The 14,919-nt window shown below is 45.9% G+C and carries 15 protein-coding genes; 4 read left to right on the plus strand and 11 right to left on the minus strand.

Annotated features, from left to right (window positions below):
- Nucleotides 1-7 precede the first annotated feature (7 nt).
- The 6 genes from kynU to KKOR_RS01885 all read right to left on the minus strand — a co-directional run bounded on the left by kynU (nt 8) and on the right by KKOR_RS01885 (nt 4,982).
- Nucleotides 8-1,285 (minus strand): kynureninase, encoded by a 1,278-nt coding sequence (gene kynU / locus KKOR_RS01860; protein ID WP_012800312.1) that lies wholly within the window; start codon nt 1,283-1,285, stop codon nt 8-10.
- Nucleotides 1,286-1,305: 20 nt separating this feature from the next.
- Nucleotides 1,306-2,163 (minus strand): cyclase family protein, encoded by an 858-nt coding sequence (locus KKOR_RS01865; protein WP_012800313.1) that lies wholly within the window; start codon nt 2,161-2,163, stop codon nt 1,306-1,308.
- Entirely contained in the window at nt 2,160-3,179 is a 1,020-nt protein-coding gene (locus KKOR_RS01870) for an amidohydrolase family protein (RefSeq protein WP_012800314.1), read from the minus strand. The genes KKOR_RS01865 and KKOR_RS01870 overlap by 4 nt, the downstream gene beginning before the upstream one ends.
- A 3-nt stretch (nt 3,180-3,182) precedes the next feature.
- Entirely contained in the window at nt 3,183-3,725 is a 543-nt protein-coding gene (locus KKOR_RS01875) for a 3-hydroxyanthranilate 3,4-dioxygenase (RefSeq protein ID WP_012800315.1), read from the minus strand.
- An 11-nt stretch (nt 3,726-3,736) separates the two neighbouring features.
- The gene (locus KKOR_RS01880; RefSeq protein ID WP_012800316.1) at nt 3,737-4,159 is read right to left on the minus strand and encodes a RidA family protein; all 423 of its coding nucleotides are present in this window, start codon (nt 4,157-4,159) and stop codon (nt 3,737-3,739) included.
- 337 nt (nt 4,160-4,496) lie between these two features.
- The gene (locus KKOR_RS01885; protein ID WP_012800317.1) at nt 4,497-4,982 is read right to left on the minus strand and encodes a YajQ family cyclic di-GMP-binding protein; all 486 of its coding nucleotides are present in this window, start codon (nt 4,980-4,982) and stop codon (nt 4,497-4,499) included.
- A gap of 236 nt (nt 4,983-5,218) precedes the next feature.
- Here KKOR_RS01885 and KKOR_RS01890 point away from each other — a divergent pair, with 236 nt between their 5' ends.
- From KKOR_RS01890 to KKOR_RS01900, 3 genes are all read left to right on the plus strand, one after another.
- The gene (locus KKOR_RS01890) at nt 5,219-7,150 is read left to right on the plus strand and encodes a DUF885 domain-containing protein (RefSeq protein ID WP_012800318.1); all 1,932 of its coding nucleotides are present in this window, start codon (nt 5,219-5,221) and stop codon (nt 7,148-7,150) included.
- 461 nt (nt 7,151-7,611) lie between these two features.
- Nucleotides 7,612-8,376, plus strand: coding sequence for a hypothetical protein (locus KKOR_RS01895; protein ID WP_012800320.1), 765 nt, complete (start codon nt 7,612-7,614; stop codon nt 8,374-8,376).
- A 24-nt stretch (nt 8,377-8,400) separates the two neighbouring features.
- The gene (locus tag KKOR_RS01900) at nt 8,401-9,510 is read left to right on the plus strand and encodes a zinc metalloprotease (RefSeq protein WP_012800321.1); all 1,110 of its coding nucleotides are present in this window, start codon (nt 8,401-8,403) and stop codon (nt 9,508-9,510) included.
- A 413-nt stretch (nt 9,511-9,923) separates the two neighbouring features.
- Here KKOR_RS01900 and KKOR_RS01905 read toward each other — a convergent pair whose 3' ends face one another.
- Nucleotides 9,924-11,369 carry an aldehyde dehydrogenase gene (locus KKOR_RS01905; RefSeq protein ID WP_012800322.1) on the minus strand — a complete coding sequence of 482 codons (1,446 nt, stop codon included), beginning with the start codon at nt 11,367-11,369 and terminating at the stop codon, nt 9,924-9,926.
- A 47-nt stretch (nt 11,370-11,416) separates the two neighbouring features.
- Nucleotides 11,417-12,205: an SDR family oxidoreductase gene (locus KKOR_RS01910; protein ID WP_041296103.1), complete on the minus strand. Its 789-nt coding sequence runs from the start codon at nt 12,203-12,205 to the stop codon at nt 11,417-11,419.
- Nucleotides 12,206-12,357: 152 nt separating this feature from the next.
- On the opposite strand from KKOR_RS01910, the gene KKOR_RS01920 reads away from it, so the two are divergent.
- On the plus strand, nt 12,358-12,909 hold the full coding sequence (locus KKOR_RS01920; RefSeq protein WP_012800324.1) for a hypothetical protein: 552 nt from the start codon (nt 12,358-12,360) through the stop codon (nt 12,907-12,909).
- Between the two features lie 9 nt (nt 12,910-12,918).
- Here KKOR_RS01920 and KKOR_RS01925 read toward each other — a convergent pair whose 3' ends face one another.
- From KKOR_RS01925 to hemL, 3 genes are all read right to left on the minus strand, one after another.
- Nucleotides 12,919-13,221, minus strand: coding sequence for a HigA family addiction module antitoxin (locus tag KKOR_RS01925; protein WP_012800325.1), 303 nt, complete (start codon nt 13,219-13,221; stop codon nt 12,919-12,921).
- Between the two features lie 23 nt (nt 13,222-13,244).
- Nucleotides 13,245-13,526, minus strand: a complete 282-nt coding sequence (locus tag KKOR_RS01930; RefSeq protein ID WP_012800326.1) for a type II toxin-antitoxin system RelE/ParE family toxin — start codon at nt 13,524-13,526, stop codon at nt 13,245-13,247.
- A gap of 100 nt (nt 13,527-13,626) precedes the next feature.
- Entirely contained in the window at nt 13,627-14,901 is a 1,275-nt protein-coding gene (gene hemL, locus KKOR_RS01935) for a glutamate-1-semialdehyde 2,1-aminomutase (RefSeq protein WP_012800327.1), read from the minus strand.
- Nucleotides 14,902-14,919 lie beyond the last annotated feature (18 nt).

Here is a 14,919-nt window from a genome sequence, read left to right on the forward strand (position 1 = left end):
GCTGGTCTCACTGTAAACTGTCTTTCAAGATGGATACAAAACGGTAAGCATCTTCAAAAGAATTGTATAAAGGTACCGGAGCGACGCGAATTACGTTTGGATGTCTGAAGTCGCAAGTCACGCCTGCTGCTTCGATACGATCGAATACGGTTTTGCCATCAAGGACATGCAAGTTTACGGTTAACGATAGCTGGCAACCGGAGGCGCTGTTATCGGCAGGAGTTAGAATATTGATTTCTTCGCTCAGCTCCTGCTCTAACAGATCGCGCAGGTAACGAGTCAGCTTTAACGACTTTTCACGCAAGGCATCAATACCGCCAGCTTCTTTCACTGTGTCCAGTGATGCGCGAATAGCGGCTAATGACAGAATTGGCGGATTTGAAACTTGCCAGGCTTCTGCACTTTGCATCGGCACAAACCGATTCTCCATTCGAAAACGCGACTCTTTGTCGTGTCCCCACCAGCCTGCAAATCGAGGAAGTTCTAAATTAGAGTGATGCTTTTCATGCACGAAGCAACCGGCAACTGAGCCCGGACCAGAGTTCAAATATTTGTAAGTACACCAGGCAGCAAAGTCGACGTTCCAGTCATGCAAGTTCATTGGTATGTTACCGGTAGCATGTGCCAAATCGAAACCAACCATACAGCCTTTAGCGTGCCCAGCCTCGGTAATGGTTTTCATATCCAGAACCTGGCCGGTGTAATACTGAACGCCAGGCAGCATAATTAACGCTATCTCGTCGCCATGCATCTCAATCAAGTTGAGCAGATCTTCAGTGCGTAATGTCTCTTCGCCCTCACGTGGCTTGGCTAACAGCATAGCCTGGTCTGGGTCAAAGCCGTGGAAACGAATTTGTGATTCTACTGCGTAATGATCTGAAGGGAAGGCATGGTCTTCAATCAAAATTTTATTACGTGTTTTGGATGGACGATAAAAGCTGACCATCATGAAGTGTAAGTTTGCGGTCAAAGAGTTCATACAAACCACTTCTGTGTTTTTTGCGCCGACTAATTTAGCTGACTCTTCGGTTAAAAATTCATGATAGGGCATCCACGGGAAGTCGCCAGAGAAGTGCCCCTTAACGCCCAGCTTTTGCCACTGGTTCAACTCATAGTTTAGGTATTCCTGTGTGCGCTTGGGTTGCAATCCTAAGGAATTGCCACACAGATAAATTTCATCATCACCATTGTCTTGCTTGGGAATATGAAATTGATCACGCATGTGATGTAACGGATCTTGTTGATCGAGTTGCTGCGCATGCTCAAGTGAAAATAAATTGTTCATAATGGATTCTTCTTAATGCTTTATTGTTCTTGCTCTGAATGTGTTTCAGAACATTCGATTAATGGATAGAGTACGGGGCGGCTTGGTGCGGCATCTAACTCAAAGGCTGGAACTTGCAGGTTCAAGCAGTAAATACCATCATCAATAGCGTCGGAAACAAATATCATTTCAGTAATGGTTCTATCGCAACGCGCTGAATCGGTCAGCTGATGGCTATCAGCTTCCAGGTCCCAATAAATATGGTGATTGGTTAAGTGGCCTTGATCGTACATACGGTCAACCGAAGGGAAATCTACCAATAAATGCTTTATCGGACTATCGGCTAAAAATTGCATCGCTTCCTGGGTAAAAAACGGAGGCTGATTGGTTTCATCGTAGCAATAGGACTTTTTTACATCATGATTGGGCATGCAGCGAACGACCAAACTTTCAATGCTATCCAGCGTGCTTGAGTCAATCGCATCCTGCAGCTGTGCTTTATCAATGACTCGATCAGCGTCTTCAAGCGCTGGTCGATACGTATCGCTGCTTTCTTCTGCCAGTTTTGGTTCGATACTGATGACGCAAGCAAATGACAAGCTATTATTGAGTAGAGAACCAACCGAAACCTTTTGGTCGCTGATATGATGAATAGATTCGGTATGAGTGCCATTGCAATGAGGGACTAATTGAATCGAGTCAGCATTACAACTGCCTCCCTTGGTGGTGTCGCCAATAAAGTCACCACCCTGCAGTGGTTGTCGTTTGGCTGGCTCCGCGCCAAAATGGTTAGGCTGCTTGCCATCAAAGTCCAACGCAATGGCTATCGAGTGCGGATGTTCAATATCCACTCGGTAGCGTTTGCCCATAAACTCAGTGGTTAAGTTGAACGTGTTCATTTGATGAACCGTCCTTTCTCAAGGTTAAGCCACTCAAGCGCTGTTCCATGTAACAAGCGATCTGAGATTGCTTGATCATAATTCATGGACTCGATTAATTTACCCGGTTCAAGCTCGCCTAATGGGAATGGATAGTCGGTACCAAGCGCCAATTTATGTGGCCCCATCAAATCCACAAGGTATTCGAGCATTTTTGGATCATGTACTAGCGTATCTAGATAAATTTGCTCAAGATATTTTCGCGGATGATGATCATTATCAACACGCATCAAGTCAGGGCGAACTTCATAAGCATGCTCAATTCGGCCCAATGTTGCAGGGAAACTTCCTCCGCCATGGGCAAAAGCAATTCTCAAATTTGGAAGGCGCTCTAGGACACCACCAAAAATCATAGAGCAAATCGCTAAAGAACTTTCCGCAGGCATGCCCACTAGCCAAGGCATCCAGTATTTCTGCATTTTCTCTTTGCCAACCATATCCCAAGGGTGAACAAAAACTGCGGCACCTAACTCTTCTGCCGCAGCAAATACTTCAAACAGGTTTTCGTCATTCAAATTCCAGTCATTGATATGCGAACCAATTTGTACACCGGCCAGGCCTAGATCTTTAACACATCGCTCCAGCTCCTGAATGGCTAATTTAGGCGATTGCATAGGCAAAGTGCCTAAGCCGATAAAGCGAGTAGGGTATCGCTCGACCACTTCCGCAATGTGGTCATTAAGGAAGCGCGACAAATCCAGTGTGTCTTCCGGCTTGGCCCAGTAGTTGAACATGATTGGTACGGTCGATAATACCTGGACATGAACACCGTGATGGTCGCAATCTTTCATGCGCACTTCAGGTGACCAGCAGTTGTCCTGGACTTCACGGAAAAATTTTCCATCCACCATCATTCGCGCACAGTCGCATTTATGATGTTCTAGCTGAACGAAACCGCCATAGCCGTAACGTTCTTTTAAATCAGGCCAGTTCTTGGGCAGAATATGAGTATGAATATCAATCTTTAAATCAGACATAAACTAGAGATCCAACTTGTTTTGTTTTGGCATGACGGTGCCGCATTTATCGCAGGTACGATGCTCTTCGCTTTCTAAAAAGCGCTCAAAGACCGGCAGAAAATCTTTTTCCACATTGGTCAGTTGAAAGTACTCTTCATACAGTTTGTTGTCGCAGTTTTCACAAAACCACATCAAGCCATCTTTCTCATGACTCAAACGTTTACGTTCTACAACTAATCCAATTGAATTTTCAAAGCGAACTGGGGAGTGCGGCACTCGCGGTGGCAATAGAAAAATTTCACCTGCTTTAATGGGATAATCAACGCGCTCTCCGTTTTGAATAGTCCGCAATTCCATCTCACCTTCAAGCTGATAGAAAAATTCAGGCCCTTCATCATAATGGAAATCACGACGACCATTGGGGCCGCCCACAACCATCACGATAAAATCATCCTGTTCGAAAACCTGTTTATTGCAAACAGGCGGCTGTAATAAATGGCGGTTTTCATCAATCCACTTCTGGAAGTTAAAAGGCGGAACCGGGGTTAATGTTTTTTCACTCATCGTGGCTCTCCTTATTCATCGTAAATAGTGGCGATGCATTTTAGCTCGATTGCAATCGGCGTTGGCAATGAGCTGATTTCAATGGTGGTGCGGCAAGGCTGATTATCGGCAAAGTATTCCGCATAGATTTTATTGTAGGTTTTAAAATCATCTTTCATGTTGGTCAGGAAAACCTGTACATCCACCAGCTGATCCCAGTTTGATCCCGATTCTTCTAAAATGGCGCGGACATTATCAAAGACGCTCCGGCACTGAGTTTCAATACAATAGTCAGTGATATTGCCATCAGCATCCAAGGTTACGCCAGGAATATCCTTGCTACCCTTTTTACGTGGCCCAACACCTGATAAAAATAACAGGTGGCCAACGCGCCGCGCATGGGGATACAAACCGACGGGCTCAGGGGCTGTCGAAGATACGAATTTCTCACTCATAAAAAACCTCAACTTAGATTAGCTAGCGAAGGGCGTAACCACTATTCAATAGGTTAGCCTCAATAAGTAACGCTAGAGCTAAAATTTTAACGATATTATTAAACGAAAATACTAGGAAAAACAGGCGCGCGCAATCGGCGCAAGAAAGGAATGCGTATTCAATCGAGGATCCATTTGCAGCCACCTTGGTGGGCAAAAATAAATCCTGATGTTTTTTGATGTGGGAAATAGTGCATGGGGTCTTTTATAGCTGAAAAGCTTTTGATAGGCAAGGGGCACCCTTTTTGTCATCCCGCGGTTTAACCGCGGGATCCAGCGGCTTTATAAACAAATAACTTTAATCCCTGAAATTCTTAAACTGGAACGGCTGACCTAACTCAGCCTGTCTGACCAGTGCCATGACTTGCTGTAAATCATCGCGCTTTTTGCCAGTTACACGCACTTCCTCGCCTTGAATAGCAGCCTGAACTTTCAACTTAGAATCTTTGATTAATTTGACGATTTTCTTGGCAATGTCTTTTTCAATGCCCTGCTTGAAGCTAGCAGTTTTATAGAATGTCTTGCCGGAGTGGGTCGCATCATCGCTGATATCCAAAGCATTGGTATCAATATCACGTTTAACACAGGCCTTATAAAGAATATCGATCATCTGCTCGACCTGAAATTCAGCTTCGGCAGTGATTTTGATGGTCTCATCATTCTGCTCAAAGCTGGCGTCGACGCCACGGAAGTCAAAGCGGGTTGATAATTCGCGGTTTGCGTTATCAACAGTATTCGTAATCTCGTGTTTATCCACTTCAGAAATAATATCAAACGATGGCATGGCCAATCCTGTCAGTTAAATAAAGAATAGCCGCTATTATAAGGCAAAATTATCAGCAGGCCAGCCTAGGGTATGCTTTGTTGCTCTACTCTGCGTATAGCTACCACCATTGAATCTGTGACCGACTCCGCAACAAGTGGCAAACCTTTCCATTGGCCTTGAACTGCCGGGTGTGACTTTTGTCCGATAATTGTTAATAATCAATCGCACATAAATCATAAAATAGGGTGTAGGTTATGTCTTTCACACAACGAGTAAATCGTAAAACCATTATAAGCATACTGGTTAGCGCTGCTTTACTAAGCGCTGGCTGTCAGCAAGAGGAAGAGAATCAGGAGACTCAGGATGTCGTCGAGCAGGAACAGGCGGCGGTTGATTCTGCCGTTTCTAAGGAGCAGTCCATCAAGCAACAGGAAGAAGCAACGCCTGGCATGCTGTTCGACAAAATCACCACCACCTTATTCGCTGCTCGCCCAATGGACGCTACCATGTACGGTGTCAGTCAGGAAGTTGCGGGTGGCTACTATCAGGACAAGCTACCGGATTATTCTCCCGCAGCCGAAAAGGCATTACGTCAGGGCTTACGTCACTACGCAGATCAGCTAGCTACGCTGAAGTCAGATACAGTTCAAGGCGAAGAAAACCGTCAAGTAGTCATCGATCTGGCTCACTACTATTCAGGCGACAAGAAGTTTGACATTGGATTTATTGATGGCTGGATGGGCCATTCGCCCTTTATCGTCAGCCAAATTAATGGCCCGGCGATTGATGTTCCTAATTTATTGCAAAACAATCATCCGATTAAAAATGAGAAGAATGCCAAGGATTATCTTGTCCGCCTCCAGAGCATGGGCGAGATGATGGAAAGTGTTAAGGCTAAGGTGCTGGCTGATGCTGATAAAGGCTGGGTACCACCAAAGGTCATCATCAATGGCGCACTTAACTTCCTGAATGGCTTTATTGCTGCTGAGCCAGAAAAACATGCACTGGTGACCAACCTGCAGAGCAAGCTGGATAAACTCGATATCCCTTCTGAGCAAAAAGAAAAGATGATGTTTGATGCGGTCAGCATCACTAAAACAACGATTTATCCTGCTTATAAAAACCTCGCTATGGTGATGGAAGACTTGCTGGAAAAGGCTCCCGAAGAATCGGGGATCTGGGCGCAGCCTGATGGTGCGGAGTTTTATCGTTATGCGGTGAGTGAATTAGGTGATACCGATCTAACGCCAGAAGAGGTGCATCAAATTGGTCTCGATGAAGTTGAGCGTATCAGCGCCGAAATGGACGCCATCTTAAAGTCAGAAGGGTATGACAAAGGCACTGTTGGCGAGCGTATGGCATCGCTTAATGACGAGGAGCGTTTCATCTATGAAGACTCAGACGAAGGACGCAAGAAATTATTGAATGATCTTAATGGCATGCTGGCAGATATAAATGAAGTGATGCCAACACGTTTTGCGACTATCCCACCTTATGATGTAGAAATTCGCCGTATCCCTGTTGAGCGTCAGGATGGTGCACCGGGTGGTCAATATACCCCGCCGCCACTGGATGGTTCTGAGCCAGGTGTTTACTGGATCAACCTTAAAGACATGAAAGCCAATCCTAATTTCGATTTAAAGACGCTGACTTATCATGAGGCAAACCCAGGTCACCATTGGCAGATTGCCTTGAACATGGCGCAGGAAAGCTTGCCCTTGATTCGTCGCATCGCACCTTACAATGCTTACGTGGAAGGTTGGGCTTTGTACTCTGAATTAGTGGCCTGGGAAATGGGCATGTATAAAGATGATCCTTATGGTGATCTAGGACGACTGAAAGCAGAGTTGTTCCGAGCTGTCAGGTTGGTTGTTGATACTGGTCTACACCACAAGAAGTGGACGCGCGAGCAGGCGATTCAATATATGTCTGAAAAAACGGGGTCTGCAAAATCGAGCGTAGTCTCAGAAATTGAGCGTTACATGGTTTGGCCGGGTCAGGCGCTGGGGTACAAACTTGGCATGTTAAATATTGTCGAGCAACGTGAAAAAGCCAAGGAAGAACTTGGTGAAGCATTCGACATCAAAGAGTTCCATGACTTAGTTCTACTCGGTGGTGCCGTCCCCATGTCAGTGCTCAATGACAAAATTGCTGCGTGGATTGAAAGCAAGAAACCGAAGTATTAAGAACAGTAGTAATCGAGTTGAGGCGAGCCAATGTGCTCGCCTTTTTTCGTTGTCATCACGCGGGGCTGCCGCTTCCGAAACATGAACGTTCTTAGCAGGGTTGGCACTCACTTTATGTTTTGTCATTCCGGCCTACGAGCCGGAATCTGCTTTTGTCTCCTAAGATTTAATGCACACTACCCAAAAAAGAAAGGCTCTAGATCCCGGCTCGGAGGCCGGAATGATACGTTTGAACCTGAAGTACTTTCCCAAGCATGGAGTTAGCCCACAGCAATTCTTCCGTTCCTGTGTAAGACATATCTCACAATCGTTCCTGCAATCGCTGAAAACGCACCAAAAATCCAATGCAAATATGAAAATCAATGAGTTACAGGATTTAGCATATTGTCAAGACTCCTAAAATTCATAATATAACTCCTGCTTATATGGAATAAGCGATCAATCAACAAGGAGTAAGTTTTATGAAAAAAAGTTACCTTAATACAAAAAAATGTGCAGTGTTCGGTGCAGTATTTTCTGCGCTAACATTTGCATCACTGCCCACCATGGCATCCATGAATGACTCAAAAGGAATTGAATCATTAGCTAAAGAAGCCCAAAGCATTCTCCAGGGAAAAGTCATGAAAATTGACTACAAGGATTCTGTTGAAGGCATTCCTCACACTTTCGTAACCTACCAAATTGAAGATGACTTGCAGGGTCTGCAAAAAGGTCGTCAGGTAACGCTGCGCTTTATTGGCGGTATCAAAAAAATCAGCGACACTCAGTATGATGTACTCGAAGTATCGAATGTTCCTGAGTTTAATCTTGGCGAAGAGAACATTCTTATGCTTGCTGAAAAAGACGATGGCCAATGCCCATTGGTTCGTTGTTCAGAAGGTTTCTTCAAAGTGAAAAGCGGCGAAGTGTTTACTGAAAGCGGTCGTCCAGTTCAATTGGGACAGTCTGCAGAACATTCGCAACGTCCAGTGGCAATGGATGACCAGCAAGGTGAAATAGCTGGCAAAACAATGCCAGCTCAGGCTCAAGCAAAAGGCGCATCAGTTAAGCAGTTCAAGAAAGCTGTTCAATCAATGATGAAAGGAAAGCCAGCTAAAGAAATCAAAAGCGCAAACATGGCGCAAAGATTTTCGGCTGCAATTCCTGTCGCTATGCCTGCACCGGCTGTGCCAGCGCGCGCTAAGCAATCTGCACAAGACATCATGAATGATGTTGACCACCAATAATCACTACTTCACGGAGGAAGTACAATGAAGAAATTAATTTTAATCTCTAGCGTAATCGCTGCATCGTTTTTAGGTATGGAAACGCAAGCAGCAACTTTGGATACATCATGTAATGGTGTATATAAAAAGTGGAACACCAATAGCGTGACTTACCGTGCAAGCTCTGTAGGTTTCCCTTCCGGGAACGACTACCGTACAGCGCTTGGACACGTTATTACTCAATTCAACAAGAATCCCAGTAAGATTCGCTTTTCCATGCAATATGGCGATACATCCGTAGGTATGAACAATGGTCAGAATGAAGTCTGGTGGTCAAGCAGCATCAGCGCCCCAGCAGTTGCCTACACCTGGAGTTCATGTACCTGGTTCTTTGGTTGGAGTAATAATATCTCTGAATCAGATATTGTGTTCAAAAACACTGTAAATTATACACCGGGTGTTGAGTACGGTATTCGTGCACGTGCTGATACATTAACTCCATATGGTGGTGCATCACGTCCATTTAAAACGACTGCATTGCATGAGTTTGGCCATGGTGCCGGTTTAGGTCATGAAAATGGTCGCTACAGCATCATGGGCCAGGACTGGGATCACATCCATCGTAACTATGTGTATGCGTTAGCCTACATGGGTGAAGATGCTAACTATGGTCTGCGTCAACTGTATGGTAATAATGCAGGTAATGTGCAGGACGTAGGCCTGGTTCACTGGAAATACAACGGAGCAAGTGGCGCCTACAGTTCGCACATTCGCACTAAGTTATATAACACCTCAGGCGTCGAATTGCCTTATAGCTTTGTGAATGGCGAGCGTCGTTACAACGTCAGCAAAGGGCAGCAAGTTCGAATGGAGTTAACCTACGAAAATAATGGTGAATCAGGTCAGGCACCAACGATTTACTATTATGTTTCAACTAATAACTTCATCAGTACTGCTGATACTTTGATTGCAAGCACATCATTTGCATTGCAACCAGAAGGAAGTGTTTATACATCAACTAGAACGGTAACCATTCCGTCGACTTTAAATTCTGGTCAAAACTACTTCTTAGGTGGCCTATTAGATCCTAACAATACCATCGCTGAAGTTGAGGAAAGCAACAATGCTACTTACATTCCGATTCGCGTGAATTAATAGGTAGTTAAATAAAAGAAAGGCGGCCCAATGTGGCCGCCCTTGTTTTGTATTGATTGAGTTGGATGTAGGTTGGTGACGTACCCAAGGGGCAGGCTTAGCTCAACGAAGTGAATCCCAACAAATATCTATTGAATTGAACTGCTGTTGGGATTCTCATCCATCGCACGACTCGTATTCATTCTGTGGCACAAACTCAATATTTTGTCATTCCGGCCTCCGAGCCGGAATCTGCTTTTTATCGTTGGGTGAACCCTGACCCAATGTAGGCGTTTATTATTTTGGAGTATGCGTATGTTGACGCTTGGAAGTCAGAAGAGGATTAGATTTAAGGTATGTCATTCCCGCGAAGGCGGGAATCTATATGAAAAAAAACTGGATTCCGGCTCAATGGCCGGAATGACAAGCTTGATTTACCCGTACTTCACACACACATTCTTGGCTTCGGTAAAAAAGCGTAACGCTTCCAGTCCACCTTCGCGGCCAACGCCTGAACTTTTGACGCCGCCAAAGGGCGTGCGTAAATCGCGTAATAACCAGCAGTTAATCCAGACAATGCCTGCTTCGATTTCTTTCGCTACTCGATGCGCACGTTTCAGGTCATTGGTCCATACACTGGATGCTAGACCGTATTCTGTGCCATTGGCGAGCATGATGGCTTCGTCGTCAGTATCAAACGGCATGATGGTGCAAACCGGACCAAAAATTTCTTCCTGATTAGTACGGCAGTGATTGGTCAGGCCTTCGATAACGGTTGGCTCGACAAAGAAACCATTCTCGCAACGACCTTCTAATGTCACCTGATTACCGCCGGTTAAAACGGTGCCGCCTTCTTCCTGTGCCAATTCAATATAGGAGAGAACTTTTTCCATGTGCGCTTTGGAGACCAATGCACCATGTTGAGTGTCGGCTTCCAGCGGATCGCCAATTTTGATTTGCTTCACTTGCTCGATGAAAGCCTGCTTAAACTTGTCGTAAATAGGACGTTCAATATAAATGCGCGAACCGCATAGACAAATCTGTCCCTGATTGGAAAAAGCTGCACGAACAACATTATTGACCGTGTCTTCAAAGTCACAGTCGGCAAACACCAAGGTTGGGTTTTTGCCGCCCAACTCCAGCGACAACTTCTTGAACATACCCGCGGTGACTTTGGTGATCTGCGCACCGGTTGCTGTGCCACCGGTAAAGCTAATCGCCTTAATTTTAGGGTGAGTAGTCAATGGGCCGCCTATGCTTGGGCCTGTGCCATGCAGAATATTCAGCACGCCATCAGGCAGTCCAGCTTCTACGCACAGCTTGGAAAACAGGAAAGCTGTCATCGGAGTGATTTCCGAAGGCTTAGCAATAACCGCGTTCCCGCTGGCTAATGCTGGCGCGATTTTCCAGGTGAATAAATAAAGCGGTAAGTTCCATGGCGAGATGCAACCAACCACTCCAATCGGATCGCGTAGCGTATAGTTTATCGCCACAACTTCCATGGCATGGCTTTCGCTGGAGAACTGGGTAATGGCCTGCGCAAAAAAGCGGATGTTGGCCGAGGCTCGATAAATGTCGACATTCTTGGCCAAAGTAATCGGCTTGCCGTTATCAATCGCCTCAGCTTCCGCCAGCATATCCGCATTGGCATCGATGATGTCCGCCAGGCGACACAAAATCGCCGCGCGTTTTTCATTGGAGGTATTGGCCCAGCCTTTCTGCGCATGTTCAGCGGCAACAACTGCCTGTTCTAAGTCATGCTCATCCGAGTTCGGGATTTTGCTATAAACCTGCCCGGTAGCCGGCTCAACATTATCAATGTATTGACCGGCAAACGGATCGAGCAATTGGCCATTAACGTAGTTCTTGATGATTTGCATAAGTGATTCTCAAGTGCTTCCAGCAATCTATTTAGACTAATGAACGGCTACAGACAGCTGGTGCGTCCGCCATCAACTGGCAAATTAACACCGGTAATATAAGCCGCTGCGGGCGACGCTAAAAAGGACACGGCATTGGCGAATTCTTCGGGCTCGCCAAAACGACGCATCGGAATAATCGACTTTTCTTCTTCTTCCATCTCCTCGATGGAAACGCCTTTTTTGTTCGCCTTGTTTTGAATGATGGCTTCCAAGCGAACCGTATTGGTCGCGCCCGGCAACACATTATTGACCGTGATATTAAACTGACCCAGCTCATTGGCCAGCGTCTTAGCCCAGTTAGCCACCGCACCGCGCACAGTGTTGGAAACACCAAGGCCATGCAAAGGCTGCTTAACCGACGTTGAAATCACATTAATAATACGACCGTAATTGGCTTCCTTCATCCCCGGCACCAACAGCTTCATCAACTCATGATTACAGATCAGATGCTGATTAAAAGCCGCCAGGAAATCATCCGTCTCCGCAGTGTTAGCAGGCCCCGGTGGTGGCCCACCCGTATTATTGACCAAGATCTCAATAAACTGACCATGCTTCAAAAACTCAGAAACCGTCGCCTTAACTTGCTCAGGATAGGCAAAATCCGCCACTAGAACCGCGTGCCGCTGACCTTTCGAGGTCTCCAATCCATCCAGCACAGCCTCAAGCTTCGCCTTATTACGCGCCAGAAGAATCACCGACGCACCCTGCGACGCCAACTGCTCTGCAATCGCCTTACCCATGCCCTGACTGGAGCCACAGACCAAAGCATTCTTACCCGTTAAATCTAAATTCATCATAGGAAATCATCGAATTCTGTAAAAAGAAGCATTTAAGCATATTTTGAGGGGGATTTTAATCGGTTTGGTGAGTGTGGGGTTTGGTGGTAGATTATTAATGGATTTGGCAGGGTATTGAGGTAGATGCTGCAATTATTGTGGGAGGATAAATGGAAAAAAGTAAAGAATGGTTGGAAGGGGTTAAAGCTCATTCGGAGGAAAAAAAGAGGGGCGATAATCCGTATGAATCTCATACTCAAGAGTATTTGGATTGGGAAGAAGGCTGGCTAGATTCACAGCATGATCTCAAAAACTCACAAAATATCAGTAGGGAGACCTATGTTAAGGATAAGAAATCTAATGATATTGCAGGCTACCCTGCTTCAGAGTGGGGCGTTGCTTTGGTTATAGGTGTAGTGGCTTTGCTAGCTTTTGTTTTGTGGCCAGAAAGCAAGGACTCTTCAAAAGGCTCAGTTACAAGTATAGAGACTGTGGCAAAACAAAGTTGTATGGAGTACATCAGAAGCATTGTGAGAAACAAAAGCACACTTGATATAAATTACTTAACAGATACTAAAGTTACACAACATTCGAATGGGCGTTATACAGTTTATATGGGTTTTGATGCACAAAATGATTTTGGAGTAGAGCAGAACTATGTAGCTGAGTGTTTAACTGATTCTTATGGAAGCTTGATAGAAGCCAGTTCATTCAAGAATTGATCGTAGGGCTCATGCAAACGCTTCCAGTCTCTGAACTCCTTCAGGCGCTTCTTTCTGTTCTTCTTCCCAGATGTTTAACGCATTTTGCATATTGAGCCACGATGCAACAGTGGTATTGGTCATGTAGGCGAGGCGGTGGGCGAGTTCTGGGGTGCAGGGTACTTTGCCGTTTACGAAATTAGATAGGTGCTTGCGTGTAATGCCTAGCATTTGAGCGGCTGCGGTAATTGATATATCAAGTGGCTCAAGGACGTCGTACTTAAACACAGCACCAGGGTGTGTAGGTTTCCTTTCAACTTTAAACTTACTCATGGTTACAAACCTCGTTAGTGCCGTTAGTGATAATCTTCATAATCGACGACGATGGCATCCTCTCCATCAAACTCAAAAGTCACTCTAAAGTTACCGCTGATATCAACTGCCCATCTTTCTGCTGTTTTGGGTTCGAGCTTGTGTAAGCGATAGCCGGGAAGTCTCATGTCGTTTGGCTCTGTTGATGCATTGAGCCTGTCCAGTACGCGGCCAAGTTTGTCGGCGTGTTGGGCATTGATTCCTTTTAAGGTTCCTTTGGTATAGAAGCGCTCTAACTTCTTGCTCCTAAAACTTTTGATTGCCATCTAATATCCTTATTAGTGTTTTGCATTGTAACCAAGTTGGTTGCGGTTGGTCAAGTGGGGTAACTTGCAAGCAAACTACCCCATGCATTGAATTGTTGGCTTAAAGCAACGCCTTTCTCATTGCACTCAAGGTTAGATCAAGTTCTTTTTCACCATGTGCGGCGGAGACGAAACCGGCTTCAAATGCTGATGGTGCCAGGTAGATGTGTTGATCTAACATGGCGTGGTAGAAGGTTTTGAAGCGTTCCAGATCACCATTGGCTACCTGTTGGTAACTGGTGACGGTTTCGGCATCGTTGAAGAAGAAGCCGAACATGGAGCCAACGTGATTAGTGGTGAATGGGATGCTGGCTTCGTGAGCGATTGCGCGCATGCCGTCTACCAGTTGTTCGGTGTAGTCGAATAGCGGTTGGTAGAAGTCTGGCTTTGATAATTCGTTCAAGGCGGCAAGACCCGCAGCCATGGCGACTGGGTTACCGGAAAGTGTACCGGCTTGATAGACAGGGCCAAGTGGCGCCAGTTGTTCGAAGATTTCTTTTTTACCACCAAAAGCGCCGACTGGCATTCCGCCGCCGATGACTTTGCCTAAACAGGTCATGTCAGGTTTGATGTTGTAGTAACCTTGCGCGCCATCGACGCCCATTCTGAAGCCGGTCATCACTTCGTCGAAAATTAATACGGCGCCGTGCTGGTCGCACAGTTCGCGTAGGCCTTCGAGGAAACCTGGTACTGGCGGAATACAGTTCATGTTACCGGCGATTGGTTCGACGATAATACAGGCTACGTCATCGCCAAACTCAGACAACAGGGCTTTAACGCTATCGAGATTGTTGAATTCAGCGGTTAGCGTGTGCTTGGCGAAATCGGCAGGTACGCCCGGTGAGGTGGGTTCGCCAAGGGTTAATGCGCCGGAACCTGCTTTAACTAACAGGCAGTCCGCATGGCCGTGGTAACAGCCTTCAAATTTAATGATCTTGTCGCGACGAGTATAACCGCGCGCCAGACGAATCGCGCTCATGGTCGCTTCTGTGCCGGAGTTCACCATGCGCATCATTTCAATTGATGGGATCAACTCACAAATCTTTTCCGCCATTTCAGCTTCGACTTCGGTCGGCGCACCATAGCTCAGACCGCGTTCGGCAGCTTTAATTACGGCTTCTCGAATGGCTGGATGATTGTGGCCTAAAATCATTGGCCCCCATGAGCCAACGTAATCTACGTAATGTTTGTCGTCGGCAGAGGTGAAGTAGGCACCGTTCGCAGACTTGAAGAAAATCGGATTGCCGCCAACGCCGTTGAAGGCACGAACAGGAGAGTTGACGCCGCCAGGAATGTGTTGCTTGGCGCGATTAAATAATTGATCAGATGTGGTCATATAGAAATCTTTGAGTTA

The organism is Kangiella koreensis DSM 16069, from assembly GCF_000024085.1.
Lineage (GTDB): Bacteria > Pseudomonadota > Gammaproteobacteria > Enterobacterales > Kangiellaceae > Kangiella > Kangiella koreensis.

What these genes read in the sequence shown, in the direction of transcription:
- kynU (WP_012800312.1), bottom strand. Translation starts at nt 1,285, where the DNA reads ATGAACAATTTATTTTCACTTGAGCATGCGCAGCAACTCGATCAACAA.
- KKOR_RS01930 (WP_012800326.1), bottom strand. Translation starts at nt 13,526, where the DNA reads ATGGCAATCAAAAGTTTTAGGAGCAAGAAGTTAGAGCGCTTCTATACC.
- KKOR_RS01925 (WP_012800325.1), bottom strand. Translation starts at nt 13,221, where the DNA reads ATGAGTAAGTTTAAAGTTGAAAGGAAACCTACACACCCTGGTGCTGTG.
- KKOR_RS01895 (WP_012800320.1), top strand. Translation starts at nt 7,612, where the DNA reads ATGAAAAAAAGTTACCTTAATACAAAAAAATGTGCAGTGTTCGGTGCA.
- KKOR_RS01865 (WP_012800313.1), bottom strand. Translation starts at nt 2,163, where the DNA reads ATGAACACGTTCAACTTAACCACTGAGTTTATGGGCAAACGCTACCGA.
- KKOR_RS01880 (WP_012800316.1), bottom strand. Translation starts at nt 4,159, where the DNA reads ATGAGTGAGAAATTCGTATCTTCGACAGCCCCTGAGCCCGTCGGTTTG.
- KKOR_RS01875 (WP_012800315.1), bottom strand. Translation starts at nt 3,725, where the DNA reads ATGAGTGAAAAAACATTAACCCCGGTTCCGCCTTTTAACTTCCAGAAG.
- KKOR_RS01870 (WP_012800314.1), bottom strand. Translation starts at nt 3,179, where the DNA reads ATGTCTGATTTAAAGATTGATATTCATACTCATATTCTGCCCAAGAAC.
- KKOR_RS01885 (WP_012800317.1), bottom strand. Translation starts at nt 4,982, where the DNA reads ATGCCATCGTTTGATATTATTTCTGAAGTGGATAAACACGAGATTACG.
- KKOR_RS01890 (WP_012800318.1), top strand. Translation starts at nt 5,219, where the DNA reads ATGTCTTTCACACAACGAGTAAATCGTAAAACCATTATAAGCATACTG.
- KKOR_RS01905 (WP_012800322.1), bottom strand. Translation starts at nt 11,369, where the DNA reads ATGCAAATCATCAAGAACTACGTTAATGGCCAATTGCTCGATCCGTTT.
- KKOR_RS01910 (WP_041296103.1), bottom strand. Translation starts at nt 12,205, where the DNA reads ATGAATTTAGATTTAACGGGTAAGAATGCTTTGGTCTGTGGCTCCAGT.
- KKOR_RS01900 (WP_012800321.1), top strand. Translation starts at nt 8,401, where the DNA reads ATGAAGAAATTAATTTTAATCTCTAGCGTAATCGCTGCATCGTTTTTA.
- KKOR_RS01920 (WP_012800324.1), top strand. Translation starts at nt 12,358, where the DNA reads ATGGAAAAAAGTAAAGAATGGTTGGAAGGGGTTAAAGCTCATTCGGAG.
- hemL (WP_012800327.1), bottom strand. Translation starts at nt 14,901, where the DNA reads ATGACCACATCTGATCAATTATTTAATCGCGCCAAGCAACACATTCCT.